Origin of the sequence: uncultured Senegalimassilia sp. (genome assembly GCF_934632265.1) — a bacterium.
Classification (GTDB): Bacteria; Actinomycetota; Coriobacteriia; order Coriobacteriales; family Eggerthellaceae; genus Senegalimassilia.
Window position 1 is genome coordinate 1 of record NZ_CAKTYH010000008.1, and the last position, 23,682, is coordinate 23,682.

22 protein-coding genes, 2 tRNA genes and 1 riboswitch are annotated in these 23,682 nt (G+C 60.7%); of the genes, 3 read left to right on the forward strand and 21 right to left on the reverse strand.

The annotated features are described in order from the left end of the window. The 12 genes from Q0H50_RS01425 to Q0H50_RS01480 form a co-directional block, all read right to left on the reverse strand. The coding region (locus Q0H50_RS01425; protein ID WP_294418515.1) for an AMP-binding protein at window positions 1–332 on the reverse strand (332 nt) is incomplete at its 3' end. Between the two features lie 42 nt (window positions 333–374). Beyond that, window positions 375–1,214 carry a 1,4-dihydroxy-2-naphthoyl-CoA synthase gene (menB, locus tag Q0H50_RS01430; RefSeq protein WP_294416228.1) on the reverse strand — a complete coding sequence of 280 codons (840 nt, stop codon included), beginning with the start codon at window positions 1,212–1,214 and terminating at the stop codon, window positions 375–377. Between the two features lie 168 nt (window positions 1,215–1,382). Beyond that, on the reverse strand, window positions 1,383–1,739 hold the full coding sequence (locus Q0H50_RS01435) for an Hpt domain-containing protein (RefSeq protein WP_294418516.1): 357 nt from the start codon (window positions 1,737–1,739) through the stop codon (window positions 1,383–1,385). 56 nt (window positions 1,740–1,795) lie between these two features. Then, entirely contained in the window at window positions 1,796–3,682 is a 1,887-nt protein-coding gene (locus tag Q0H50_RS01440) for a diguanylate cyclase (RefSeq protein WP_294418518.1), read from the reverse strand. A gap of 281 nt (window positions 3,683–3,963) precedes the next feature. Then, window positions 3,964–4,848 carry an alpha/beta fold hydrolase gene (locus Q0H50_RS01445; RefSeq protein WP_294418521.1) on the reverse strand — a complete coding sequence of 295 codons (885 nt, stop codon included), beginning with the start codon at window positions 4,846–4,848 and terminating at the stop codon, window positions 3,964–3,966. Between the two features lie 146 nt (window positions 4,849–4,994). Beyond that, window positions 4,995–7,016 carry a thiamine pyrophosphate-binding protein gene (locus Q0H50_RS01450; RefSeq protein WP_294418522.1) on the reverse strand — a complete coding sequence of 674 codons (2,022 nt, stop codon included), beginning with the start codon at window positions 7,014–7,016 and terminating at the stop codon, window positions 4,995–4,997. Then, window positions 7,013–8,491, reverse strand: a complete 1,479-nt coding sequence (locus tag Q0H50_RS01455) for an isochorismate synthase MenF (protein WP_294418524.1) — start codon at window positions 8,489–8,491, stop codon at window positions 7,013–7,015. Before Q0H50_RS01455 ends, Q0H50_RS01450 begins: the two co-directional genes overlap by 4 nt. A gap of 157 nt (window positions 8,492–8,648) precedes the next feature. Further along, on the reverse strand, window positions 8,649–8,918 hold the full coding sequence (locus Q0H50_RS01460) for an ACT domain-containing protein (protein ID WP_042432349.1): 270 nt from the start codon (window positions 8,916–8,918) through the stop codon (window positions 8,649–8,651). 136 nt (window positions 8,919–9,054) lie between these two features. Beyond that, on the reverse strand, window positions 9,055–9,852 hold the full coding sequence (locus Q0H50_RS01465; RefSeq protein ID WP_294418529.1) for a TSUP family transporter: 798 nt from the start codon (window positions 9,850–9,852) through the stop codon (window positions 9,055–9,057). A gap of 16 nt (window positions 9,853–9,868) precedes the next feature. Then, window positions 9,869–10,450: a GTP cyclohydrolase I FolE gene (gene folE, locus Q0H50_RS01470; protein ID WP_294418531.1), complete on the reverse strand. Its 582-nt coding sequence runs from the start codon at window positions 10,448–10,450 to the stop codon at window positions 9,869–9,871. A 332-nt stretch (window positions 10,451–10,782) separates the two neighbouring features. Continuing rightward, a complete protein-coding gene (locus Q0H50_RS01475) occupies window positions 10,783–11,727 on the reverse strand; it encodes an exodeoxyribonuclease III (protein ID WP_294418534.1) in 945 nt (314 codons plus the stop codon). 313 nt (window positions 11,728–12,040) lie between these two features. Further along, on the reverse strand, window positions 12,041–12,520 hold the full coding sequence (locus Q0H50_RS01480) for a 23S rRNA (pseudouridine(1915)-N(3))-methyltransferase RlmH (RefSeq protein WP_294418538.1): 480 nt from the start codon (window positions 12,518–12,520) through the stop codon (window positions 12,041–12,043). A gap of 554 nt (window positions 12,521–13,074) precedes the next feature. Beyond that, a riboswitch (glycine riboswitch) is annotated at window positions 13,075–13,221 on the forward strand. Between the two features lie 170 nt (window positions 13,222–13,391). Here Q0H50_RS01480 and Q0H50_RS01485 point away from each other — a divergent pair. After that, window positions 13,392–14,966: a sodium:alanine symporter family protein gene (locus Q0H50_RS01485; RefSeq protein WP_294418540.1), complete on the forward strand. Its 1,575-nt coding sequence runs from the start codon at window positions 13,392–13,394 to the stop codon at window positions 14,964–14,966. 163 nt (window positions 14,967–15,129) lie between these two features. Here the strand turns inward: Q0H50_RS01485 and Q0H50_RS01490 are convergent, their stop codons facing one another. The 3 genes from Q0H50_RS01490 to Q0H50_RS01500 form a co-directional block, all read right to left on the reverse strand. Then, window positions 15,130–15,654 carry a shikimate kinase gene (locus Q0H50_RS01490; protein WP_294418541.1) on the reverse strand — a complete coding sequence of 175 codons (525 nt, stop codon included), beginning with the start codon at window positions 15,652–15,654 and terminating at the stop codon, window positions 15,130–15,132. A gap of 82 nt (window positions 15,655–15,736) precedes the next feature. Further along, window positions 15,737–16,648 carry a DMT family transporter gene (locus Q0H50_RS01495; RefSeq protein WP_294418543.1) on the reverse strand — a complete coding sequence of 304 codons (912 nt, stop codon included), beginning with the start codon at window positions 16,646–16,648 and terminating at the stop codon, window positions 15,737–15,739. A 280-nt stretch (window positions 16,649–16,928) separates the two neighbouring features. Beyond that, window positions 16,929–18,932 carry a DUF2207 domain-containing protein gene (locus Q0H50_RS01500; protein WP_294418548.1) on the reverse strand — a complete coding sequence of 668 codons (2,004 nt, stop codon included), beginning with the start codon at window positions 18,930–18,932 and terminating at the stop codon, window positions 16,929–16,931. Window positions 18,933–18,997: 65 nt separating this feature from the next. Between Q0H50_RS01500 and Q0H50_RS01505 the strand changes: the two genes are divergently transcribed. Then, window positions 18,998–19,088, forward strand: a tRNA-Ser gene (locus tag Q0H50_RS01505). A gap of 90 nt (window positions 19,089–19,178) precedes the next feature. On the opposite strand, the gene Q0H50_RS01510 is transcribed toward Q0H50_RS01505, so the two are convergent. The 4 genes from Q0H50_RS01510 to Q0H50_RS01525 form a co-directional block, all read right to left on the reverse strand. After that, window positions 19,179–19,538, reverse strand: a complete 360-nt coding sequence (locus tag Q0H50_RS01510) for a hypothetical protein (RefSeq protein ID WP_294418551.1) — start codon at window positions 19,536–19,538, stop codon at window positions 19,179–19,181. A gap of 1 nt (window position 19,539) precedes the next feature. Next, complete coding sequence (locus Q0H50_RS01515) at window positions 19,540–20,091, reverse strand: LemA family protein (RefSeq protein WP_294418553.1); 552 nt, start codon at window positions 20,089–20,091, stop codon at window positions 19,540–19,542. A gap of 175 nt (window positions 20,092–20,266) precedes the next feature. Continuing rightward, window positions 20,267–21,229, reverse strand: a complete 963-nt coding sequence (ispE, locus tag Q0H50_RS01520; protein ID WP_294418556.1) for a 4-(cytidine 5'-diphospho)-2-C-methyl-D-erythritol kinase — start codon at window positions 21,227–21,229, stop codon at window positions 20,267–20,269. Between the two features lie 56 nt (window positions 21,230–21,285). Further along, the gene (locus tag Q0H50_RS01525; RefSeq protein ID WP_294418557.1) at window positions 21,286–21,789 is read right to left on the reverse strand and encodes a nucleoside deaminase; all 504 of its coding nucleotides are present in this window, start codon (window positions 21,787–21,789) and stop codon (window positions 21,286–21,288) included. A 34-nt stretch (window positions 21,790–21,823) separates the two neighbouring features. Between Q0H50_RS01525 and Q0H50_RS01530 the strand changes: the two genes are divergently transcribed. Further along, window positions 21,824–21,911, forward strand: a tRNA-Ser gene (locus Q0H50_RS01530). Window positions 21,912–22,075: 164 nt separating this feature from the next. On the opposite strand, the gene Q0H50_RS01535 is transcribed toward Q0H50_RS01530, so the two are convergent. Next, the gene (locus Q0H50_RS01535) at window positions 22,076–23,422 is read right to left on the reverse strand and encodes a citrate/2-methylcitrate synthase (protein WP_294418559.1); all 1,347 of its coding nucleotides are present in this window, start codon (window positions 23,420–23,422) and stop codon (window positions 22,076–22,078) included. Between the two features lie 96 nt (window positions 23,423–23,518). Further along, window positions 23,519–23,668, reverse strand: a complete 150-nt coding sequence (locus tag Q0H50_RS01540; protein ID WP_042432320.1) for a DUF5679 domain-containing protein — start codon at window positions 23,666–23,668, stop codon at window positions 23,519–23,521. Window positions 23,669–23,682 lie beyond the last annotated feature (14 nt).

Here is a 23,682-nt window from a genome sequence, read left to right on the forward strand (position 1 = left end):
GTATAGGAAACGGTCACGGCACGGGAGCGCTGCAGGTCGAGCAGGCGCGCCTGCTTCTCGGCGTCGGTCAGGCGCGTGTTCATGGTGATGAGCGAGAACCCGCCGTAGGCGGCCGCGAGCAGCATGATGACGAAGGCCGGGTTGTTCGGCAGGTCGATCACCACGGCGTCGCCCGGCTCGACGCCCCTTCGACGCAACAGGCTGGCCAGGCCCGCCGCCATCATGCGGGCTTCCCTATACGAGAACGCTTCCACGTTCCCTTCCTTGTCGACAAACGTGAAGCATGTGCGCTGCGGGTTCTGCCGCACCATGCCTTCGAATACGCCGATCATGAGGGTTCTGTGCCTACCTTTGCCTTGAACTGCTGAAACGACTTACGGGAACTTCGGGTACTTGGAGAAGTCGGGCTTGCGCTTCTCCTTGAACGCGTCGCGGCCCTCCTTCGCCTCGTCGGTGGTGTAGTACAACAACGTGGCGTCGCCGGCGAACTGCTGCAAACCGGCCAAGCCGTCGGTGGCGGCGTTGAAGGACGCCTTCATGAAGCGCAGCGCCGTGGGGCTGAACTGCAGCATCTCGCGCGCCCACTGCACGGTCTCCTCCTCGAGCTGCTCGAAGGGCACCACTTTGTTGACCATGCCCATGTCGAGCGCTTCCTGCGCCGTATACTGGCGGCACAGGTACCAGATCTCGCGCGCCTTCTTCTGGCCGACCATGGCCGCCAGGTAGCCCGCGCCGTAGCCGGCGTCGAAGCTGCCCACCTTCGGGCCCGTCTGGCCGAACTTCGCCGTTTCCGCGGCGATGGACAGGTCGCACAGGATGTGCAGCACGTGGCCGCCGCCGATGGCGTAGCCGTTGACCATGGCGATGACGGGCTTGGGCACCACGCGGATCAGGCGCTGCAGGTCAAGCACGTTCAGGCGGGGGATGTTGTCCTCGCCGACGTAACCGCCGTTGCCGCGGATCTTCTGGTCGCCGCCGCTGCAGAACGCCTCGTCCTCATGACGGCCGCCGTGGTTGGCGCCCGTGAGGATGATGACGCCGACGGAGGCGTCGTCGCGCGCCACGGAGAACGCGTCGTACATCTCGTTGACCGTCAGGGGCGTGAAGGCGTTGCGCCTGGCGGGGCGGTTGATAGTGATCTTCGCGATGCCCTCGTACGTTTCGTAGACGATCTCGCGGTATTGCTTTCCAGGTTGCCACTGGATGTCGCTCATGTGATTCCTTCCGCTGCTACGCGAAAACGCAAGGGTTTGCGCGAAGTTTTACGTGTACGAAACAATGGTAGCGAATTCGCCCGACATAAGCACGCTCCGCACGATATCCGCATCGTACGGAGCGTCTGGGCTTCCTCGTTCCATTGCGCAGCCAGGCTACGCGCCTTGCTACAAGGCGGCGCGCAGGGCCTCCGCCGTCTTGCCGTACTCGGCTTCCACGGGCGCGAACAGCTCCTTTGCCCGCGTAAGGTCGGCGGGCTTGGCGCGCAGCTCCTCGGTCAGCACGTTCGACGGCTCGTACAGGCCGGTGAATCCCATGTTCTGCGCAATGCCCTTCAGCGTGTGGGAGGCAAGGAACGCCGCGTCCGCGTTGCCATCCCGCAGAGCTTCGCCCAGCTGCTCGAAGCTGGGGTCCTCCAGGAACTTCTCGGAGAAGCGCACGATGAGCGCCTCGCTGGTGAAACGACGCATCACGTCGTTGAAATCGGCTCCTACCTGGTTATATGCGTTCTCGATCGTGCTCATGGCCTACTCGCCTTTCCTTGATGGACTGTTTTCGTCATCGGGGCGCCCGCCTTCGATCAAGCTCCCGCGCTTTCCCGCCCCTCGTCATTCATTGAAATAGGGGGGGGTGGATCTTCCTCGTCCTTCTCGGCGACGATGCGGTCCTGCAGATCGATGAGGCAATCGATGAGCAGCGGGTTGAAGGCGCCGCAGTCGCCGTTCAAGATCATGTGCATGGCCTTCTCGTGCGAGAACGCCTCCTTGTACACGCGGTCGCTGGTGAGGGCGTCGTATACGTCGACCAACGAGACGACCTGCGCCGATATGGGAATCTCCTCGCCCTTCAGCCCGTCGGGGTATCCGCCGCCGTCGTAGCGCTCGTGGTGCCAGCGGCAGATGTCGCGCGCAGCGCGCACCAGGGCGCTGTCGCGGTACTGCACCATGCCCTCCAGCATGTCGCCGCCGATGGTGGTGTGCGTCTTCATGATCTCGAACTCCTCGGGCGTCAGGCGGCCCGGCTTGTTCAAGATGCTGTCGGGGATGGACAGCTTCCCCAGGTCATGCAGCGTCGAGGCCGCGGCGATGGTGGCGCGCTCGCTCGAGCTGATGTGGTAGCGGTCCGTTTTGCGCATCAGGTGCTCCAACATCATCTCGGTGAGCTTGCGCACATGCTGCACGTGCGGCCCGCTTTCGCCGTTGCGCAGCTCCATGGCCCCGCCCATGATATCGACGAGCATGCGGCTTTCGCGCTCGCGCTCGTAGAACTGCTGCGCGAGCATAGTGGAAAGGCGCCGCTGCTTGATGTACAGGCGCATGATGTTGCTGACGCGCTGGCGCACGATACGCTTGTCGAAGGGACGGCTGATGTAGTCGGAAGCGCCCAGCTCATAGGCGCGCAGCACCGAGTCGTCGGAATCGTCGCTGGAGATCATGATGACGGGGATGTCGTCGATCCAGCCGTTGCGCGACATGCAGGAGAGCACGTCGAAGCCGTCCGCGCCGGGCATGACGATGTCGAGCAGCACGATGGAGATGCCGCTTCCGTGCTGTTCCAGGCACGCGATGCCCGCTTCGCCGCAATCCGCCTCGAGGATCTCGTACTGATCCTTGAGCATCTCGCTCAAGATGACGCGGTTCATCTCGGAATCGTCCACCACCAGCAGCAACGGCTTATGGAACTCGTAGGGGTCGAGGTTGTCTGAATCGGTGATGACGAAGTTCTTGCGGCCCTTCGCCTTGTACATGAGGCCGTCCGCCTGGCGTACCGCCTCCTCGACGGTGCGCCCCTCGGACAGCACACCGCCGATGCTGACGGTGAGGTTGATATTCTCGTACCCGGGAACGGGCGTTTCGGCCAGCTTATCCGCCATATCGTGCAGCTTGCGCGCGAAGACATCGGCGGAGATGCCGGGGATGACCAGCACGAACTCGTCGCCGCCGTAGCGTACGAGCATGTCGCTGGACCGGACGCAGCTCCTGAGCACGCTCGCAGCCGTTTTGATGGCGACATCGCCCGCGTGATGGCCCAGCGTATCGTTGACCAGCTTGAAATCGTCCAAGTCCAAAACGGCCACGCCGGCGAACACATGCTGATTGCGCAAATTGTCCTCGTAGAAGCGTCGGTTGTAAGCGCCCGACAGCGCATCGTGATAGAGCAGCTCCTCGGAAAGCATGCCTCTGGCAACCGCGTCGACAGGCTGAGCGCACATGAGCACGCCCGGCTTGCCGTCGACGTTCACATACCAGGCAGACGCGCGATGGACCTGATCGCCCATGAGCACCCTGTGCGTTCGAGAGCCCCCGTTACGCAGAACATCCTTGCACACCCCGCGCATGCAAACGCATGCGTTGCCGTACAGCAGACAGGACTCCTCTTCCTCGATTTCCCCTTCGTCAAGAAAGCGCACAACGGGATAGATGCCGAGCAAGCGGCCCATTTCCGCTTCCAGTTCGTCCCTCGACATATCGAGTCGCCGATTTTGCTGCTCGGTACCTTGCGTTTTGTCGTCCATAGCCGGTGAGCCTCTGTTTCGAGTTGATTCGAGCGTGTGTGCATGCTGTTTCCAACGAGTTCATTGTAGCAAAGGCGTACCACGTCAACGCATGAATCGGGCAAGGCCCGGAAAGATAGCCCGGAGCGATTGGGGAGCGCCGGGCGCCTGGTGGGATGATCGGGGGCAGAATCCCGCCAGGCGGCCGTCGCGCAGTTGGGAGGGGCCTACCGAAATAGACAGCGAATGCCCTGCTAGCGCGTAGCCAGGCTGTGCACGCAGGCGGCGAACACCTCGGGGGCCTCCAGGTGGACGTTGTGCCCCACCTTCGGCGCGATGCGCGTCCTGATGACGCCCTCCTCGTGCAGGTTGGCTGCAAGCTTGCTGTACTTCACGTCCTTTTCGCCAGCCAGGTAGAGGGCCGGGTAGCCGCGCAGGCCCAGCTCGCGCAACGCCGCCGTGGTCTCGCGATAGGAGGGCATGCGATGCTGCCCGGCGCATTCCACGCATTTGGCCAGCGCCTCGGGATCGTTGGCAAGCCGGTTGGCGCGCACCGCGGCGCGAACCTTCCTCGGCAGCGCCTTCTGCGATTCGAACAGCGGGAGGTTCTCCCAATAGGTCATAAAGTCCTTGAGCGGCATCTCACGCAGGCGGCGCGCCATATCGGCATCGCGCTCGATGGCGGCATCGCGCTCCGCCTGCGTTTTCGGCCCCATGCCGACGCTTTCAAGCAGCAGGCCGCTCGTTTGCTTGGCGAAGGTCGCGGGACCCGCCTCGAGCAACGCGGAAAGCGCCACGCGACCACCCATCGAATAGCCCACCACCAGGGGCTTCCCTGGAATCAGCTTGATGAGGGCCAGGAGCGCCTCTCCCATGGCCGGCAGGCTGTACGGCGCCGGATGGACCGGGACCGACGATCCGCCGTGACCGACGAGATCGATGCCGTACACGTCGCGCTCAAGGAAGATGGCGCGGCTTGTGGGGAACCAGGACATCGCGTTCTGCGCGAACCCATGCACGAACAGCACCGGGGTGCGACGGCGGCCGCGAGCAGGATCCTCCTTCAAGTACAGGTAACGATATCGGACTCCATCAACGTCGAAACAGGCGGTTTCCGACTGCTCGAGCATTATCTCCATGAGCGCCTCCTCGATCCCTTACATTTGTTGTTGTATGCAATGTGTACAACATTGCGAGCTCGCAAGGCCGGGCACGAGGCACCGGCCTTGCGGCGGTGATTGCGCGCCGAGCACCAACCTTGCGGCGACAGTTGCGCGGCGAGCGCTTACCAATACTTGGCGTAGCGCTCGCGCAGGCCCTGCAGGGGCACGGGCACCTCGATGAAGCTGATGCCCGGCACATCCAACGATGCGCGATATGCCCGGTCGAACTCGGCCAGTGTGGCCGTTTTGCTGTAGGGCACGCCGAATGCGGCGACCGCAGCCTGGAAGTCCACGTCCTGAGGCGTGAGGAACAGGCGCTCGAAATACGCTTCCTGCGACTTCTGGGGCAGCATGTCGAATATGGCGCCGCCGTTGTTGTTCAGCAGCACGATGGTAATGCCCTGCTCGCCGGCGTTTGTTTCGCAGCTATTACGCTCGGCGGCCTGCTCCGGCGTGCGGCTTGCGCCGTCTGCGGCGTCGGCAAGCTGCCGCTGCACGCGCAGCTCGCGCTGCAACGCTAGGGCGTTCAGGTCGTGCTGCATGGTCAGATCGCCCGTGATCAGCGTGGTGCGGCCGAAGCAACGCGAGGCGCCGATGGCCGTGGACACCGTGCCGTCGATGCCGTTCAAACCTCGATTCGCCAGCACGGTCAACCGCTTGCTGCCCTTCAGGTAGAAGGTGTCCACGGCGCGCACGCTCATGGAGTTGGCCGCGAACAGGCACGAGCCTTCGGGGGCAAGCTCCAGCACGCGGCGGACATAGGCGCCCTCGAAGCCGTCTGCACCGGGCTCTTCGCCGGCATCCACCGCAGCTATACGCTTGGCGGCGGCTTCCTCCACCCGCTGCCACGTGTTGGCGAACGACAGGTCGTTGGCGCCTGCCGCCGCAGGACCATCCTCCATGCGCAGCGCGCGCGTCATGCTTTGCGCGAAGTCGGCGGGTTTCATGCGGACGAACACCGTGGTGGCGGCGTTGGTGTCGCGCGTTTCCAGGGGATCGACCACAACCTGCAGCACGCCGGCATCTTCGCGCGCACGAGCCCACTGGGTCGCGCGCTTCGACACGGGGTAGCGGCCGAAACGCACGATGACCTGCGGGTTCAGGTTTTCGTCAGGCGATATGCCGCCAGGCTGGAACACGCTGTCGTAGTTGCCGATCACCAGCGGGTCATCGAAGGAACGCAGCCCCGACAGAGGGTCGGCAAGCACCGGGATGGCGAAAGCGCGAGCGAAAGCAAGCACGCGCTGCGCCTCGTCATGCGTGGCGCAGGAGCCTTCGCCTGCCAGCAGCAACACGCTGTTGGCGAGCAGCTCGCTGGCAAGCTTAGCGGCGGCAGCGCCCTCCATGCCCCCGCGCACCTGCGCGACGCCGATGGGAAGCAGCGGGTTGCGGGTGGGTCTTGCCGCAGGGATTGCGCTATCCGCAGCGGCCTGTTCGGTACCGGGGATGCCGGCGTCGAACAGGTCGGGCAGCGTCACGTCGGGCTTGAGCGGCTCATCGAACGGGAAGTTCAGGTGCACCGGGCCGCCGAAGCAGGCTCCTGCGAGACGCTGGGGTGCGCTGGCTGCCGCCGAGGGTGCCGCAGAGGATGCCGTCGAGGGGTTTTGCGCCCTTTGGTTTTGCGAGAGCTCGCACGATCCGAGCGCAGCGATGCACGCCTCGCGGGCGGCTTGACGGGCGAAGCGCAACGAGGCCTCGTCGTCTGCAGGCAAGGGCATACCGCGATAGGCGCGCACGTGCGTGCCGTAAGCGTGCGATTGGTCGCAGGTTTGCGGAGCGCCAAGCCCTTGTAGCTGCGGCGGGCGATCGGCCGTCAACACAATCAAGGGCACGCGCGACGATTCCGCCTCGAGAATGGCCGGATAGTAGTTGGCGATAGCCGTGCCCGACGAGCACACCAACGCCGCCGGACGCCCGGACGCCTTCGCCATGCCCAGCGCCAGGAAGGCGGCGCCGCGCTCGTCGATGTCCACATACGTGCTCATACGCTGCGGGGCGCGGCAAGACAGCTCGTAGGCAGTCATGGACAGCGGGGTGGAACGCGACCCGGGGCTGATCACCACGTTCTGCACGCCCCATTTCGCGAGCTCATCGAAGAACGCTCCCAGGAAGCGCGCGGTTGCGCGCGGATCGGCGACGGTCATCGAGCTTCCCCTTCCCCTGCGATCGTGGTTTGCGGGCTGGTTTGACCCGCGGTTTGATCCGCAACTTGCGGGCTCGTTTGCGGGCTCGTCAGCGGGCTGACCTGCGGTGCAGCTTGCACCTTGGTCTGACCCGCCATTTGCGTGGTGGTTTGCTGGCTGGTTTGCGTAGCGGTTTGACCCGTGGTTTGCGAACTGGTTTGCGCGGCGCGGGACGAGGCAGCGCCGACTTCGCCGTCGAATGCCGAGAGCACGGTTTTCAACTTCAGCGCGATCTCGTCGTACTCGTCCGCCGCGCGGCTTCCGTCGACGATGCCGCATCCAGCGTACACGTAGCCGATCTCGCCGTCGAACACGCCGGTGCGCAGCGCCACGCTGAACTCGCCATCCCCGGCAGCATCGACGTAGCCGCATGCGCCGGCAAAGAAGCCGCGGTTATAGGTTTCAATCTGACGGATGAGCATCTTCGCCTCGCCGACCGGGGTGCCCGAGACCGCGGGCGTGGGGTGCAAATCGCCCATCATGGACCACAGGTCGACGCCTTCGAGCAGTTTTGCGCGCGCGGGCGTCATCAGATGCTGGATGCGCGTCAACGGCATGATGGTCGGCTCCTTCGGGACATCCACCGCGTAGCACGTACGGCCCAGCACATCCCGGATGAAGCACACGACGTAGTCATGCTCGGCGCGGTTCTTCGCGTCGTTCAGCAAGCCCTGCGCAAGGCGCTCGTTCTCAGCGGGATCGGGCGATGCCGGGCAGGTTCCGGCCAAGCACATGCTTTCGAGCTCGCAGCCCGTTTTGCGTACAAGCAGCTCGGGGGTGCAGCCGCAGAAGAACACGTCGGCGTAGCGGTACAGCAGCACGGTTCCGTGCGCGGTGCCGTCGATCAGGTTCACCAGCAGGTCCTTCGAGGAGAACGGCTCGTCGGCGCGCAGCTTCAGGCGACGCGAGAGCACCACCTTCTCCACGCGGCCGCCTTTGATGGCGTCAAGCCCGCTTCCCACCGCCTGCTCCCAAGCGGAACGCGAGTCGAGCTCCAGCTGATACGAAATCGTGCGTCGCGTGCGATGCGGCGCCGTCAGGGCAAGGCGCGCGAAACGCTCGACGCGGCCGGCGTACACCGGGCCAAGGGAATTCACCTGCAGGAAAGCGCCCTGCTCGTTCTCGATGAGAACCACCTCGGGCAGCATGAAATGCAGATTGGGAAACGATTGGAACAGCTCATCTGCCGGCGCAGGGTTATGCGCATCGAATCGATTGAACGAGAAGAACACCGGCTGCTCGGCGGCCGGCCCCGTCAGCTCGCACTCGGCCTCGTCCAGGGTCGGCAGCGCGATGCAGCGTCCCAAGCCCATGAAACGGGTGGGGCGGTCTTTGCGGTAGTACACGAATTGATCGGTGAAGCCCTTCTGCATAAGGCAGAACGCGTCGACGATATCGGCATCGAGCGGCTGGGTGTACGAATAGATTCGGGTCATTCGACTTCTCCCTGATCGTCTGATGGGTCACGGTTTCCTATTATAACGGCGCGCAAAAAAGCCCGGAGTCTGCGACTCCGGGCCGTCGTTCGGCGGCTTGTATGCTAGCGATTCGGCTTGCGCCCTTGTTCGCAAGCAGTACGATCCGATTCGAGAACTAGATCTTGTACATGAACTGGAAAACGTCCTCACGCTGGATGGTGATCTGTACGCCCAGTTCGGTGGCGACGCCTTCAAGCTTCTCCTGCACGGCGTTGAAGTCAGCCTTCTCGGTGTCCAGCGTGGTCAGCATGGTCATGGAGAACATGTCGCCCAGGATGGTCTGGCTGATGTCGTCGATGTTGGCGCCGCATTCGGCCAGCGCAACAGAAACAGCTGCGACGATACCGCTACGATCCTTGCCAAGAACGCTGATAACGCACTTCATGTTCGAATCCTTTCACCCGCGCGACCGGCGCGCTCGTTTCAGTATGCTTCCATAGTACCCGATTGTCGTGCACCTTGTATTTTCAGGTGACGTTTCACGTGAAACATCCGCAGCCAGCGGCGGGTAGTTTCACGGCTTAGGCGACGAAATCCCAAATAACCTTCGCGAAGAAGATGACCAGGACGACGATGGTGATGGGTCGGGCGACCGCACCGCCGTTCTTCGAAAAGCTATGGGAGCCCAAATAGTTGCCAACGATGTTGAAGGCGCCTGCAACCAAGCCGAGCACCAGCAGCACCTGGCCATGCAGGAAGAACACCACCAGCGCCGTGACGTTGGTGGTCAGGTTGATGGCCTTCGTGATGCCGGCGGCGGATTTGAGCTTCAGGTGGGCCACGCCGGTGAGCAGCAGCATCAGGAACGTTCCCGTTCCGGGACCGTAGAAGCCGTCGTATATGCCCACGCAAAACGCCACCAAAGCGCAAAGCGCTGCTGTGCGCTTCGGCGAAAACGGCTCCTTATCCTGCTTGCCGAAGCTCTTCGACCTCATCACGTAGATGGCCGTGATCGGCAGGACTGCCAGCAGGAACACGCGCAGGAATGCATCGCTGGTGATGAGGACCAGGTTCGAGCCGATGGTCGAACCTGCAACCGCAAGCACCACGCAAACGCCCGCAAGCTTCCATTGGATGTAGCCCGATTTCGCATAATGCCAAGTGGCGATGGTGGTGCCCATGGTCGAGCTCATCTTGTTCGTGGCGATGGCGGCATGCGTGGGCAGGCCGGCGATCATATAGGCGGGCAGCGAGATCAACCCGCCGCCGCCCGCGATGGCGTCGACGTAACCCGCCAGGAACACGAGCAGGCACACCAACAGCATAGCCCCGGGGGCGATGCCGAACAGCTGTTGACACACGTCGGCAACGGCTTCCATAACCAAGCCTTTTGCGTTATCGGGTTTCGCGCAGGATGAGCGACATGGCCTCAGTGCGCGAGGCGCGTGCCGCATCGGTGCTGCCGGCGAACACGCCGCGCACCGCGCTGGTGACGGTATGGCTGCCGGGCTTCTTCACGCCGCGCATGCTCATGCACATGTGCTCGGCCTCAAGCACCACCACGACGCCCTGCGGGTTCAGCTGCTCGACCAAGGTGTCGGCGATCTGCGAGGTCAAACGCTCCTGCACCTGCGGGCGCTTCGCGTACACTTCGACCAGGCGCGCCAGCTTCGACAGGCCGCACACACGGCCGTCTGCCGCCGGGATGTAGGCGATGTGGGCCTTGCCGAAGAACGGCACCAGGTGATGCTCGCACATGGAGTAGAAGTAGATGTCGCGCACCAGCACCATTTCGCTGCAGTGCTCATCGAACGTGGTGGCGAAATGCACGGCAGGGTCCTCCGTCAGGCCGGCGAACACCTCTTCGTACATGCGGGCAACGCGCGCAGGCGTCTCCTTCAGGCCCTCGCGGTCGGGATTCTCGCCCACGCCTTCCAAAATCATGCGAACGCCGGCTTCGATCTTTGCAGTATCCATACGGTTGTTTTCCTTCTAGCAGTACTGAGCACAGGCCCGACAGCCTGACATCCAGCTGCCGCAACCTCTCGTTTCGAACCTTAGCATGATACCACGCGCCACCAGCAGCTTCACCAACCCTCATCCCAGATACATGGGGACGTAGAACTAAGTGTCCGATTTTGCGGAAAGCACGATATAGCACGCTAGAAACCGCTTCCGCAAGCAAACCAGCTCCTGACAGATAGGGGACGTAGCACTATGCGTCCGGTTTTACGAGCTTCTCGGAAGTCGCATTCTGTATGACAACGAGAAAGCTTGACACATAGTGCTACGTCCCCGAAACGTCAGAGTTAGCGCAGCTCAAGTTCGAGGCCGACGGGGCAGTGGTCGCTGCCGAACACCTCGTTGTAGATGCTGGCGGCTTCGATGTGCGGAGCCAAGGCATCGCTGACCAGAAAATAGTCGATACGCCACCCGGCGTTGTTCTTTCGCGCGTTGAAACGGTAGCTCCACCAGGAGTATGCGCCGGCAAGGTCGGGGTGCGTGCTGCGGAACGTGTCGGTGAACCCGGCATCGAGCAGCTTGGTGAACTTCTCGCGCTCCTCATCGGAAAAGCCGGCGTTTCCGCGATTGGGGCCGGGGTTCTTCAGGTCGATCTCGTTGTGCGCCACGTTGAAATCGCCGCACATGACCACGGGTTTCGGCTGTGCCGATTCACCGGGCTGCGTCAGCGGAAGCCACTGCGTGGGCAGGTGGCCATCGCCCATGGGAGCTGATTCCGGAATCACATCTGCGCCGTTCTTACCTTCGCCACGGCCCGCCTCCGGGCGCAGCACCACGTTGCCGTCGGCACCGGCACGCTCCACCGGGACGCCTGCCGGGAGCACGCCCTCTTCCAGCCCTTTGCAAAAATCGCGGAACGCATCATCCCATTCCATGCGATGGTCGATGCGCGCCAGCTCGTTTTGCGCGTTCGGCGTGTAGACGCAGACGAACCAATACTCGGGAAACTCGCACGCCACGATGCGCCCCTCGGTATCCAAGTGAGGAAAGCCCAGGCCATGGAGCACCTGCAGCGGCTCTTCCTTCGTGAACACCGCCGTACCGGAATAGCCCTTCTTCTCCGCATAGCTCCAAAACTCGCGATACTGCGGCAAATCCAGCGTCGCCTGACCCGCCTGCAGCTTCGTTTCCTGCAGCGCAACGACATCGGAGTCGAACTGGCACACGATATCCTCGAAGCCCTTCTTCAAAACGGCGCGCAAACCGTTCACATTCCAAGAGATCATCCGCATAGGGAAGCGCCTCCTTAGTAGGCAAATTCGTTCCGAAACAGTATAAGAAGCTCGGGAAACGCGGGCAAACGCTTGCTTCGCACATGGCAGACGACAGAATCGGATAACCGCTACCACTCAAGACGCCGGTGGAAAAACGGAGCTATATCCGACCGCCGTTCGGCCGGAAAGAGCTCTGAGCGCTTTCCAAAAATCTGACACCCAACGACACGTCCCCCAAGTATCCGAAAGTCGGACAGTTAACGACACGTCCCCCAAGTGTCACGACACGTCCCCAAGTGTCCCGGGCAATGCCCTGGAACAGCGTACAACGTTATTTGTGGTACGGCTCTCCGTGGGATATCTTTTGCGAGCGATAGAGCTGCTCTAGCAACACCACACGCGCTAGGTTGTGGGGGAGCGTGATCGGCCCGAACGACAGCAGCTCGTCGGCGCGTTTGCGCACCGCATCGCTCACGCCATCCGAACCGCCGATGACGAACGCGAAGTTGCTCTTCCCTTGCAGCATCAGGTTGTCCAAACGCTTCGACAGCCCCTCGCTTGAACGCTCCTTGCCGTCGATGGCCAGCAGCACCATATGCGTGTCCGCGCCAAATTTCTCCAGCTCAGCGCAGATCACGGCGCCCTCTTTGTCGCGCGCACCGTCCACGCCGCCGGCTTTGCGCGGGTCGACGTCGGCGATCTCGCGTACCTGGGTTTTCGCATAAGGTTGCAAGCGCTTCAGGTACTCCGCGCACGCATCGACCCAGAACCGCTCCTTCAACTTTCCAACCGCCACAACCGTGAACTTCATCTTAACCCTTTCATAGCGCAACATAATATTGAGCAAAGCGATTACAACAGCATCCGCCGGGTTCTACCCCCCTTGAGAAGCAAGGGGGACAGTCCTGCTCACAAGGGGACGAAGCTCTCTTCAAGCAGCCCTTTGCATTGAATAGCCCGGGTTGAACCCGCTTGTTGTGAGAGCAGATACAGCAATCATTCGCCCGTTCCAGGTCGAAACCATGTTAACAAGGCGCACTCCCTAAAACGAAGGTGCAACCCTTATCAGAAAGAAACATCCACCTCGACAAACAAGCCGGCATCTTCGCAAGAAGCCATGCGCAACGGTATTAGCACAACATTGCGTTCAACCATTCTTGCACAAGAATCTCCTCGGCGTTCATTCCGCATCCCGGCCTTAAAAACCGTTCTGTCTCATTCCGACCTTTTTTGTCCACTTGCCCAAAAAGTTACACGTTCGAAATATTAGGGTGTTTACAAGCCGTTACCCCGCTGTTAAAGTTCATGCCACAATTTCATAGCGTCACCCCGTTGATATGTTCTGGATCGCAAGAAACAGGGCAAGCAGGGGCCTCTGGAGAATCCCAACCATGGGTGCCGAAGGGGCAAGGTGAAACGCAGGCCGCAAGACCTAACCGCGAACAGCTTCAACAAGCTGCAGCGGCGAACCGTTTCGCTGAAACTCTCAGGCAAAAGGACAGAGAAAAGTCAGTGACTTGTCGCAAACGTGAACGAAACTCAAACTCGGCGTTCACCGAAACTTTTCCCTTTCCATAATCCCATATCCAAGAACCCCATTGCTTTCGCTGAGCTCTCTTTCCGTGCATCCTCAGGGTCTCGCAGAGGTTGTATCGGTTCAGAGTTTTAGTTAGGAGTGAGTTGTGGAAGGGTTTTTCGACGTCGTCAATAACGTGATCACCGCCATTGACGACTTTGTGTGGGGCGTACCGCTGATGGTGCTCATCCTGTTCGGAGGCATCCTGCTGACGGTTCGTCTGGGCGGTTTGCAGTTCCGTCAACTGCCGCGCGCTTTGCGCTACATGGTCAAGAACGAAAAGGGCGGCTCCGGCGAAGTGACCAGCTTCGGCGCGCTGTGCACCGCGCTTTCAGCAACCATCGGTACTGGTAACATCGTGGGCGTTGCAACCGCTGTCGTGGTCGGCGGCCCTGGTGCCATGTTCTGGATGTGGCTGGCAGCGCTGTTCGGCATGGCCACGAAGTACTCCGAGGGCCTGCTTGCCGTCAAGTTCCGCAGCATCGACGAGAACACCGGCCACGTGCTGGGCGGCCCGTTCTATTACATCGAGCGCGGCATGGGCAAGCGTCTGCCCAAGATCAGCTGGCGTTGGCTGGCCAAGATCTTCGCCTTCTTCGGCATGTGCGTCGGCCTGTTCGGCATCGGTACTTTCACCCAGGTGAATTCCATCAACACCGCCATCACGAACTTCTTCGATCCTGAGAAGTCCTTCACCATCAGCATCCTCGGTATGGATTACTCCATCGCCACCGTCATCGGCGGCATCGTGGTTGCCGTGCTGGTCGGCCTGGTGGTCATCGGCGGCATCAAGCGTATCGCCAGCGTCTCCGAGCGCGTCATCCCCGTCATGGTAGTGCTCTACGTGGGCTTCTCCCTGGTCCTGCTGCTGACCAACCTGGACAAGATCCCCGGCGCGTTCGTGGTCATCTTCCGTTCCGCCTTCGGCCTTGATGCTGCTGCCGGCGGTATGCTCGGCGCCATCTTCATCGCCATGCAGAAGGGTATCGCCCGCGGTATCTTCTCCAACGAGGCCGGCCTTGGTTCTGCACCTATCGCCGCTGCTGCCGCTCAGACGAAGGAGCCCGTGCGTCAGGGTCTCGTGTCCATGACCGGTACGTTCCTCGACACCATCGTGGTCTGCACCATGACCGGCCTTGCCCTGGTCATGACCGGCGCTTACCAGGTCCCCGGCCTTGAGGGCGCTGCCGTCACCACCGCAGCTTTCCAGGCTGGCCTGCCGTTCATTCCTCCCACCGTCGTGTCGTTCGTGCTCATGGCGTGCCTGGCCCTGTTCGGCTTCACCACCATCCTTGGCTGGGACTACTACGGCGAGCGTTGCCTTGAGTACTTCAGCAACGGCAGCATGAAGGCCGTAAAGGTTTACCGCTGGCTCTACATCGCCGCTGTGTTCATCGGCCCTTACATGACCGTTTCCGCCGTTTGGACCATCGCCGACATCTTCAACGCATGCATGGCCGTGCCGAACATGATCGCCTTGATCGTCCTCTCCGGCGTGGTCGTCCGTGAAACGAAGGACTTCTTCAAGCGTCTGAACGACGCAGGCGGCAAGGAAGAGGACATGGTTCCGCATGAGAATCATGACGACGTGCCGCCGATTGACTCCCTTACCGATCGCCTGGGCGCCAAGACCGCTCAGGAGGACCGCGCAGCAGCTGCACAAGGTTTCGCCACCGCATAGCAACTGCCTGCCCCTCATGCTGGCCCCGATGTTTCACGTGAAACATCGGGGCCTTTTTTGTTTCTGCGAGAGCGTTTGCCGTGGACTAGCGGCTAATCATCTACTTGCACAAGAAAGGCCACCTTTCGGTGGCCTTTCAACATCTAATGTTTCACGTGAAACATTACTTCACGCCTTCGTGTGCAAGCGCATCTGCAACCTTGCGAGCCGCGGCGGTGATGGACAGGTCGTTCACATCCACCGTGATGCCGGCGTAGTGCTCATACAGCGGCAGACGCTCGTCGTAGAGCTCCTTCAGGCTCATGCCGATGCCGCCCTTCAGCACGACGCCGCGCTCCTGCAGGTCGCTCAGACGGTTCACCAGCTGGTCGTAGGAGATTTTAAGGTACACAACCGTGCCGATCTCGGCCAGGTGCTTCATAGCCTCATCGGAGTACACGGCGGAACCGCCCGTGGCGATAACGCTGTTCTCCGCCTCGATCTTGCTGAGAATCTCGTTCTCGACCTCGATGAAACCCTCGGGGCCGCATGCATCGATGATCTTCTGCAGCGTCTTGTCGCACTGGTTCTGGATGACGATGTCGGCGTCCATGAAGTCCTTCGTCATGATTTTCGCCAACACGATGCCCAGCGTGGATTTACCCGAGCCGGGCATGCCGATAAGAACAACGTTGTTCTTCTCCGCCATGGTAAGCCCTCCTTGATCGGTCATGTACGTTCGAATTGTATCATGCCTGCTCACGCTTGATTACAACGGTAACAAGCTGTTCTTATATAGCCTCCCCAACGGCCTCATCGGGCTGTTTGCGCTTCAACGGGAACGTCTCGCTGATGATGATGGCCACGAAGATCAAGGAGAAGCCGACCAGCAAACGCAGGCTCAGCTGCTCACCGTACAGCAGCACGCTGAACAGCACGCCGAACACCGATTCCAAGCTCAAGAACAGCGATGCCTGCGCAGGAGGGATGTGCGCCAGCGCCACGTTCTGAATGCCGAACGCCACGATGGAGGCGAAGATGGACAGGAACAGCAACTGGCCGATGATGTCCGGCGTGAACACCGCGAACCCCGGAAACGTTTCGAACGCCGCTCCCGACAGCAAGCCCATGCAACCCTCGGCAACAAACTGCACAGCGGTCAGGGCAAGCACGTCATGGAAGCGGGAGAGTTTCGAAACCAGCACCATATGCACGGCAAACAGAACTGCGCAGAGCAGCGTCATAACCTCGCCAAAGCCCATGGTCATGCCGCCCGATTGGACTGACACCAGCCAAATACCCACCAGGGCAAGCACGGCCGCGCCGATATTGAACACCGTCGGGCGCCTGTGGGCGACGATCCACCACAGGAAGGGGACGATCACGCAATATGTTGCCGTCAGAAACGCGTTGATGCCCGGTGTCGTATGCTCCAAGCCCACGGTTTGCGTCCAGAACGCCAGGAAGTCGGCAAGGCCAAGCACCGTGCCGGCAAGCACCATCTTGCCGCTGAACGCCTTCCGGACGCGCTTCCAGAGGATAGAGGTCAGCACGATGCCCGCGAACAGGAAGCGGAACCCCAGCAGCCACGCTGGCGGAAGCACCGCCACAACGCCCTTCATGGACACGAAGCTATAGCCCCAGATGATGGTCGCCACAACGATGGCAACCTTATACGCCCAAGCAGGCAATTCCTTCTTCATACAGCCTTCCCTTTGCCTTCAACCGCACCCGGATTCGGGAGCGCACAAAAACGCCGACCTGCAGCCGCACAGAGCGACGCAGATCGGCGCTTCACCTTCATCAAGATTCGCCGCTAGACGATGCGCCCGCTATCTTAGCAGACGGGCAGCGTCAAGCAAGCTGAAAGCATACCGCGAGAATCAAGCGGCGAGCGAGCGGGGTGTGCAGATCGCGCGCCTGCCTATCGCAGGTTTGCCTTTGTCTTCAATCAGCCCGCATCCGCAGCTTCCTTCATGGCAACTAGCGAGCTCCGCCACCGCCACCGCCGAAGCCGCCACCGCCGCCGCTAGAGAATCCGCCGCCGCTGCCGCTGCCGCTCGATTCGGCCTGTATGGCCTCGTTGGCGGTCTTCACAGCCTGGTTAAACGACGAGGAAAGGAAGCTTCCCACGTCGGGCATCCCGGTATTCGCGCCGCTCTCGTAGGAGGTGTACCAACCCCACCAGGGCACATAGGTGTCTCCATACGTCTGGTCGACCGTGAACAGCTGGGGCTGCGTCGTACGAAGCTGCTCGATGGCTTGCTTGGCCACGCCGAACAGGTACGCGTACACCATGAACTCGCCCCACACCTTCACGTCGGTGGGCGGACGCTCCTCCAGCGAGCTGAAATCGCGCAGCCAATTGCGCAACGCCTTGCAATGCGCAACCAGGTTATTGCCGTCAACGCTGCGTCGCGTCATGTTATTGCCAATGAACGCCAGCGCTGCAACGGTCGGAACACCGCATATCATCGGGAGCATGTTGTCGGTCATGAACCAGATCACCATAGCAATCACTAGCAACGCCACAGCGATCATCCACGTCCAGCCGCGCAGATTGTTGCCCTTTTCCTCGAAGAAGCCGTTTTTATCCGTCTCGGCGGTCAGCACGCCTTGCCAATTCTCCACGGCGTTTACCAGTTGCTCCGAATGGTCTTCGCCATACTTCTTGATGCTGCCGAACCACAGCGAATTCTGGCCTGCCGCCACCCTGTCGAACAGCAGATTGAACGTAGCCTTATCGATCGGGTCGCTGACCGCGTCGACCTCTACCAGCTTCGTGATATAGAAGTCGTTCACGGTCTTCATGCCGCCATGCTTCTTCGGCGCCATATACGAACCGGAGTCGATGCGGACAGCGCCCGTTTGAGCCAGATGCATGATGGTTGCCGTCAAGTCGTCGGTGCTTTTCCTATTCCAGCGCCACAGGCGGCCGATAACGGCCGGATGTACGCCCTTGCGCGGCACATCGCGCCAATACTGCTCGGTAAAATCCGGCTTATGCTCCTTGCCATGGCGGAAGAACATGACGATGGCCCAGGCCAGCGCCGCCACGCACACGGCTACGCATGCAATAGAGAACGCCAGCGACATCATGCGCTTGCTGTTCGCCGTATCCGCCCAGGCCTTCTCCTCCTTCAGGACCGTGTCCAGGCGCTGCTCGCCGGCATGCAGCCGCTGTGCGCTCAGCGACACGTTCGTCAGCCACTTGGAGGGGATGCATACGCGCATCTCCGCATACTCGCCCGATTCGACGCGGGGAACCGTGCACGTGACGGACCCATCGGCGTTAACGGAAACGTTGCCGCTCAACGGACCATGGCCCCACGCGCGCACGTTCTCGCCAGGATCGACCGTGACGCCTTGGGGGAGGGGAAGCTGAAGCGTAGCCGTCACGTTCTCGGAAGCAACCGCCCAGGCAGAGCCTAGATACTGCCAGTACACCTCCGAGACGTCGTCGTACACCTGAGCCATGTTGGTGATGGTGTAATCAAGTTCCACGACCACACGCTGAGGCTGGGATCCGAAGAATACGTACACAGTGTTCTTCGGGCTATCGACGGAATACGAATCTTTCCCGGGGCCGCCCTCTTCGCGCCACTTCAGCTCGAAGGGTACCTCGGGCATCGCCGACATGGACCCTTCGGCGTCATTGGACCCGTCGACGCTCATCATGCGAACACCGTTCACGGAGAACTCTGCATTCGTGGGCAGAAGGTTCAGCGTCCACCACACAGCGGAGAACGAACCGTCGAAATCGAACGTGCGCTGCTCCACCACATGAAGCGTGCCGTCGGTTTCCAGCTGCGCTTGGATGTTCACCTGCGGCATGGTGTATGACTTCGCGTAGGCCTTGCCCGGCAAAGCCGCCAATGCGCATGCGCAGGCGACGACCATTAAAGCGGCTGTGACCAGCCACGCGATGCGGAAACGCGCATCATCCCGCTGGCTGCCTGGGAAATGAGGTGTCCTTGTGTATTGCATCGAGAATGCTCCTTGCAAGTTTCCGACAGTCAAGGTATTATATCTAACCGCACCTATTATAGCGTGGAGAAGTGACCGAGAGGCCGAAGGTGCTCGCCTGCTAAGTGAGTATGCCCCACAAGGGCATCTAGGGTTCGAATCCCTACTTCTCCGCCACGTATTTTCCGCCCTCACAAATGCGAGGGCTTTTTCATGCTCTGATTACCAGCTGTAAAAGAAGGCGCCCTATATCGGGCGCCTTCGCGATTATCTTCTTCCCCAGGGCCAACGACGCAAGCGCTTCGCTTTCATCGGCTTCATCCGATACGAGGGGTTGTGCTTCAGGAACACGGCTCGGCATATCCGCGTGATTCCCAGCGCCACCAACGCCGTCACCATGAACGAAAGCGTCAGATCGAGCACGTCTTTGTTGCTCTCCGACAGTGCATACAAGCTTGCCAAGCCGAAAAACGACGCCAGCGCAACATTCAGCGCGGTGAAGGCCTTGATGAGGATCTCCTTCGCCCGCGCGGGCGAATAGCGCCACGACGCCACCACGTACACCACGCCGGCCGCAAAAGCCAGCAACAGCAGCAACGGTATGATGCGCGTCAACCTTGCGACCATGCTAGAACGTCACCTTCGGCGCGGTGGAGGCACCTTCTTCAACGGCGAAGCTCGGGCGCTCCTTGAATCCCATCATGCCCGCGAAGAGCACGGCAGGGAACGTCTGGATGGCGGTGTTGTACTTCATGACCGTGTCGTTGAAGCTCTGGCGCATGTAGCTGATCTTATCCTCGGTGTTCGACAGCTCGGCCTGCAGCTGCTGGAAGTTGGCGTTCGCCTTCAGGTCGGGATAGGCCTCGGCCACCGCGAACAAGCTTTTGAGGGTCTCAGTAAGGTGGTTGTTGGCCCCCATGCGGCCCTCGGGAGTGCTTGCGTTCGCCACAGCCGCGCGAGCCTGCGTCACGGCGTCCAGCGTGGCGCTCTCGTGCTGCGCATACCCCTTCACGGTTTCGACCACGTTCGGGATAAGGTCAAGGCGCCTTTGGAGCTGCACATCGATCTGCGCCCAAGCGTTGTCCACCATGTTGCGAAGCTTCACCAGCTTGTTGTAGAGCGCGATGATGAGCACGATAAGCACTACGGCTATCGCAACGAGGATGATTACCGCTGTCATGGCTTCCTCCTTCTACAGGTTGCCTTTACTCGCACGACTTCGAAGATGACACCGCTCTGCAAATCGCAGTTTATGCCCTCACGGGATCAATGCCTTCCCGCAAGCCCGGCGTATCCGGTTCGAGCACAGCATAAACCACTTTGCCACGCTGAAATCGCTGCCTTGCGAAGTTCGTTTAGCAGTTCGTGGTAAGCGTCGCCTTGAAGGGACCGAACGTGGTGGTGCGGGCCCACCAACCCTTCGCCTGCGCATCGGTCGCAACCTTTGCCGCCGATGCGAAGGAATCGCATACCGCGAACACCGCGGCTCCGCTGCCGGACATCATGGCGTTGCACACGCCCGGCTGCTCTTGCAACCACTCGCGCACGGTGCGGATTCCCGGGTTCAGCTGCTCGCTGGCCTTCGCCATGTTGTTCAACAGGGGCACGCTCATCGCATACTCCGCCGATTCCGCCACTTGCGCATCATCGACCGAGATAGGCTGAGGGTCTTCGTCGAGCTTCTTGTACGACTCGGCCGTGGACACGCCGCCCTCGGGCTTCACCAGCACCAGGAAGTCGTTCATCGGCTTGAGCGTGCGAACCAAATTCTCGCCGATGCCGTCGTAAAGCGCGCAACCGCCCTGCAAGAAGAAGACCACGTCGGCACCCAGCTGGGCGGCAACCTCTTTGATTCGCGGATCAAGAACGCTTTCGCCCCACAGGACCGCCGAGCCCAGCAGCGCTGCCGCCGCATCCGACGACCCACCGCCCAAGCCGGCCTGAACAGGGATGCGCTTTTCCAGATGCACACGCATCGTTTCCTCTTCGCCAAGCGTGCGACCGAACGCCTCGGCCAGCTTCAAGATGGCTTTCACCACGATGTTGTCCTGCGGGTCCACGTCCAAGGGAGCCAATCCCTCAAAGCTGCGCGTGGTAAGCTTCACCGCTTCGCCCGTCCCTGGGATGATCTTCATGCGCAGCACGTCGTGCAGCATCAGCGCATGCATCGTCGTGGAAACCTCATGGTATCCGTCGTCGCGCACGCCCTTGACGTTCAGGTACAGGTTCACCTTCGCCGGGGCAACCAGCTTGAGCGAACCCATGCCCGCGAACTCGCGGGCTTCCACGTCTTGAGCGACGCGTGCTATATCGAGCATATCTACGGAACCCTCTAATGTTTCACGTGAAACATTCTGCTTTTCATTTTGCTGCATCACTGCTGCTCCGTTCGTTTCTTTCGACGTGCCTTGAAGAAATCCTGCAATATGGTTGCGCATTCTTCCGACAACACGCCGGCCTTTACGTCGAATGTATGGTTGAGGCGCTTGTCCTCGTGAATGGAATACAGCGTGCCCAACGCGCCAGCCTTCGGATCGGGCGCGCCGAACACGCAGCGGTCGACGCGTGCCTGATGCATGAGCCCGGCGCACATGATGCACGGTTCCAACGTCACGTATACCGTGCAGCCCGTAAGCCTCCACACGCCAAGCTCGGCAGCGGCCTGCTTCATGGCAACGAACTCCGCATGCCCGGCGGGATCTTGCTGCGTCTCACGGATGTTGCACGCCCGCGCGATCACGCGAGGCTCCGCAAGGGGACGACGCGTTGCTTTGTCGATAGGGTGGTACACAACCACGGCACCGATGGGGACCTCTCCCATAGCCGCCGCACGCTGTGCCTCCTCGAGCGCCATGCGCATGTATTCTTCGTCATTCATAAGCATCATTATATGGTATCCTAGCAAGCTATATGGAGGAATGGCCGAGTGGTTGAAGGCGGCAGTCTTGAAAACTGTTGAGCCGCAAGGTTCCGTGGGTTCGAATCCTACTTCCTCCGCCAGAACGCTATCGCCCGGGTCCCCGGGCGTTTTCTTTTTTCGGCATGTTGAATGATTCAATTTTATGTAACCTTCGACTCTTTCGCCTACTTACTCGTCCTAAAACAACGCAAAAGCGCCCGGAAGTAGTCCGGGCGCTTTAACGGGATTTTGCGTTGCGTTGCGATTATCGCTCGTCCATGGGGATATATGCGCGCTTCTTGCTGTAAATCGACTTGTACGCGGGACGGATGATGCGCTTACCTGAAACGATCTCCTCGAAGCGATGCGCCGCCCAACCGGACATGCGAGCGCAGGCGAACAACGGGGTGAACAGATCCTCCGGGATGCCCAGCATCGAGTACACGAAACCGGAGTACATGTCCACGTTCGCGCACATGTCCTTCCTCGTGCCCTTCTCGTTGAGGATGACCTCAGGTGCCAGGCGCTCGATCTTCTCGAGCAAGCGGAATTCCGCCTCGAATTCGGTGCCCATGGCCAGCTTCTCGGCGAAGCGCTTGCAGATGACGGCGCGGGGGTCGGACAGCGTGTACACCGCATGGCCCATGCCGTATACCAGACCGCTCTTGTCGTAAGCCTGCTTGTTCACGATTTTGGCGAGATACGCCGCAACCTCATCGTCGTTCTCCCAATTGACGACGTTTTCCTTAATTTCCTTTTGCATGGCCAGAACCTGATGATTTGCGCCGCCGTGCTTGCGGCCCTTCAGCGAACCGATGGCTGCCGCATACGTGGAGTACGGATCCGTGTCGGCGGACGTCAGCACATGCGTGGTGAACGACGAGTTATTGCCACCGCCATGCTCGGCATGCAGGCACAGCATGATGTCGAGCATGCGCGCCTCCTCTGCCGTGAACTGCCTGTCGGGGCGCAGCATGGACAGGATGGTCTCGGCCGTGGACTGGCCCGGGATGAAGCGGTGCATGATCATGGACTCGTTGTTGTAGCGTGCGCGGATCGCGTAGTACGTCAACACCATGATGCGGGGGAGACGGGAGATAAGGGAGATGGCGGTGCTGATCTCATGCTGAACCGATCGATCCTCGGCGTTTTCGTCGTAAGCGTACAAAAGCAGGATGGTTCGAGCCAGCACGTTCATGATATCGGGAGGGGTGTTGCGCATGATCATGGACGCCGTGAAGCCATCGGGCAGCTCACGCTGCGCATCGATGGTGGCGATGTAGTCGGAAAGCTGTTGCTCCGTGGGAAGCTCGCCCATCAGCAGCAGATAGGACACCTCTTCGTAGTTGAATCGACGATCCTTCGCATCAACGCCCAGAAGGTCGTACAGGTCGTACCCACGCAGGCGCAGCTCACCTTCGTCGGCGCGCTTCTCGCCATCGGACATGACATACCCATGCACGTTGGAGATGCCCGTCAAACCAGCTAGCACGCCGGTGCCGTCGGAATTGCGCAATCCGCGCTTGACATCGTAGCGTTTGTACTTTTCGGCATCAATCGAGTTGATGCTCTTGAAATTCTCGTACAGGTCGATTTTCTGAGTGCCGCCCATTACGCTCCCTTCCTTTCATGCCATTCATTTCCGCCGTTTCAAAACCAGCAATGCCCGCGCAGGGCGGGCATTGCTGGTTGTTGCTCGAACGATATGCTATTTTGCAGCGCCGATACGGCAGATGGTGGTGCCGCAGTCGGGGCACTTGCCCTTCGTGATGGGCTTGCCGTTCTTCGTGACGCCCTCGACGGGATCCTTCATGATCTTCTTCGCCTTGCATTTCACGCAATATGCCTCGATAGCCATAGTAAACCTCTCTA

Excerpts from the sequence above, each read along its gene's own strand:
- Q0H50_RS01515 (WP_294418553.1), bottom strand. The coding sequence starts at position 20,091 with ATGACAGCGGTAATCATCCTCGTTGCGATAGCCGTAGTGCTTATCGTG.
- menB (WP_294416228.1), bottom strand. The coding sequence starts at position 1,214 with ATGAGCGACATCCAGTGGCAACCTGGAAAGCAATACCGCGAGATCGTC.
- Q0H50_RS01525 (WP_294418557.1), bottom strand. The coding sequence starts at position 21,789 with ATGAATGACGAAGAATACATGCGCATGGCGCTCGAGGAGGCACAGCGT.
- Q0H50_RS01460 (WP_042432349.1), bottom strand. The coding sequence starts at position 8,918 with ATGAAGTGCGTTATCAGCGTTCTTGGCAAGGATCGTAGCGGTATCGTC.
- Q0H50_RS01450 (WP_294418522.1), bottom strand. The coding sequence starts at position 7,016 with ATGACCGTCGCCGATCCGCGCGCAACCGCGCGCTTCCTGGGAGCGTTC.
- Q0H50_RS01535 (WP_294418559.1), bottom strand. The coding sequence starts at position 23,422 with ATGGGCGGCACTCAGAAAATCGACCTGTACGAGAATTTCAAGAGCATC.
- Q0H50_RS01490 (WP_294418541.1), bottom strand. The coding sequence starts at position 15,654 with ATGGCGGAGAAGAACAACGTTGTTCTTATCGGCATGCCCGGCTCGGGT.
- Q0H50_RS01445 (WP_294418521.1), bottom strand. The coding sequence starts at position 4,848 with ATGGAGATAATGCTCGAGCAGTCGGAAACCGCCTGTTTCGACGTTGAT.
- Q0H50_RS01455 (WP_294418524.1), bottom strand. The coding sequence starts at position 8,491 with ATGACCCGAATCTATTCGTACACCCAGCCGCTCGATGCCGATATCGTC.
- Q0H50_RS01480 (WP_294418538.1), bottom strand. The coding sequence starts at position 12,520 with ATGAAGTTCACGGTTGTGGCGGTTGGAAAGTTGAAGGAGCGGTTCTGG.
- Q0H50_RS01465 (WP_294418529.1), bottom strand. The coding sequence starts at position 9,852 with ATGGAAGCCGTTGCCGACGTGTGTCAACAGCTGTTCGGCATCGCCCCC.
- Q0H50_RS01540 (WP_042432320.1), bottom strand. The coding sequence starts at position 23,668 with ATGGCTATCGAGGCATATTGCGTGAAATGCAAGGCGAAGAAGATCATG.
- folE (WP_294418531.1), bottom strand. The coding sequence starts at position 10,450 with ATGGATACTGCAAAGATCGAAGCCGGCGTTCGCATGATTTTGGAAGGC.
- ispE (WP_294418556.1), bottom strand. The coding sequence starts at position 21,229 with ATGCTCGATATAGCACGCGTCGCTCAAGACGTGGAAGCCCGCGAGTTC.
- Q0H50_RS01435 (WP_294418516.1), bottom strand. The coding sequence starts at position 1,739 with ATGAGCACGATCGAGAACGCATATAACCAGGTAGGAGCCGATTTCAAC.
- Q0H50_RS01495 (WP_294418543.1), bottom strand. The coding sequence starts at position 16,648 with ATGAAGAAGGAATTGCCTGCTTGGGCGTATAAGGTTGCCATCGTTGTG.
- Q0H50_RS01510 (WP_294418551.1), bottom strand. The coding sequence starts at position 19,538 with ATGGTCGCAAGGTTGACGCGCATCATACCGTTGCTGCTGTTGCTGGCT.
- Q0H50_RS01475 (WP_294418534.1), bottom strand. The coding sequence starts at position 11,727 with ATGCGGATGATCTCTTGGAATGTGAACGGTTTGCGCGCCGTTTTGAAG.
- Q0H50_RS01440 (WP_294418518.1), bottom strand. The coding sequence starts at position 3,682 with ATGTCGAGGGACGAACTGGAAGCGGAAATGGGCCGCTTGCTCGGCATC.
- Q0H50_RS01500 (WP_294418548.1), bottom strand. The coding sequence starts at position 18,932 with ATGCAATACACAAGGACACCTCATTTCCCAGGCAGCCAGCGGGATGAT.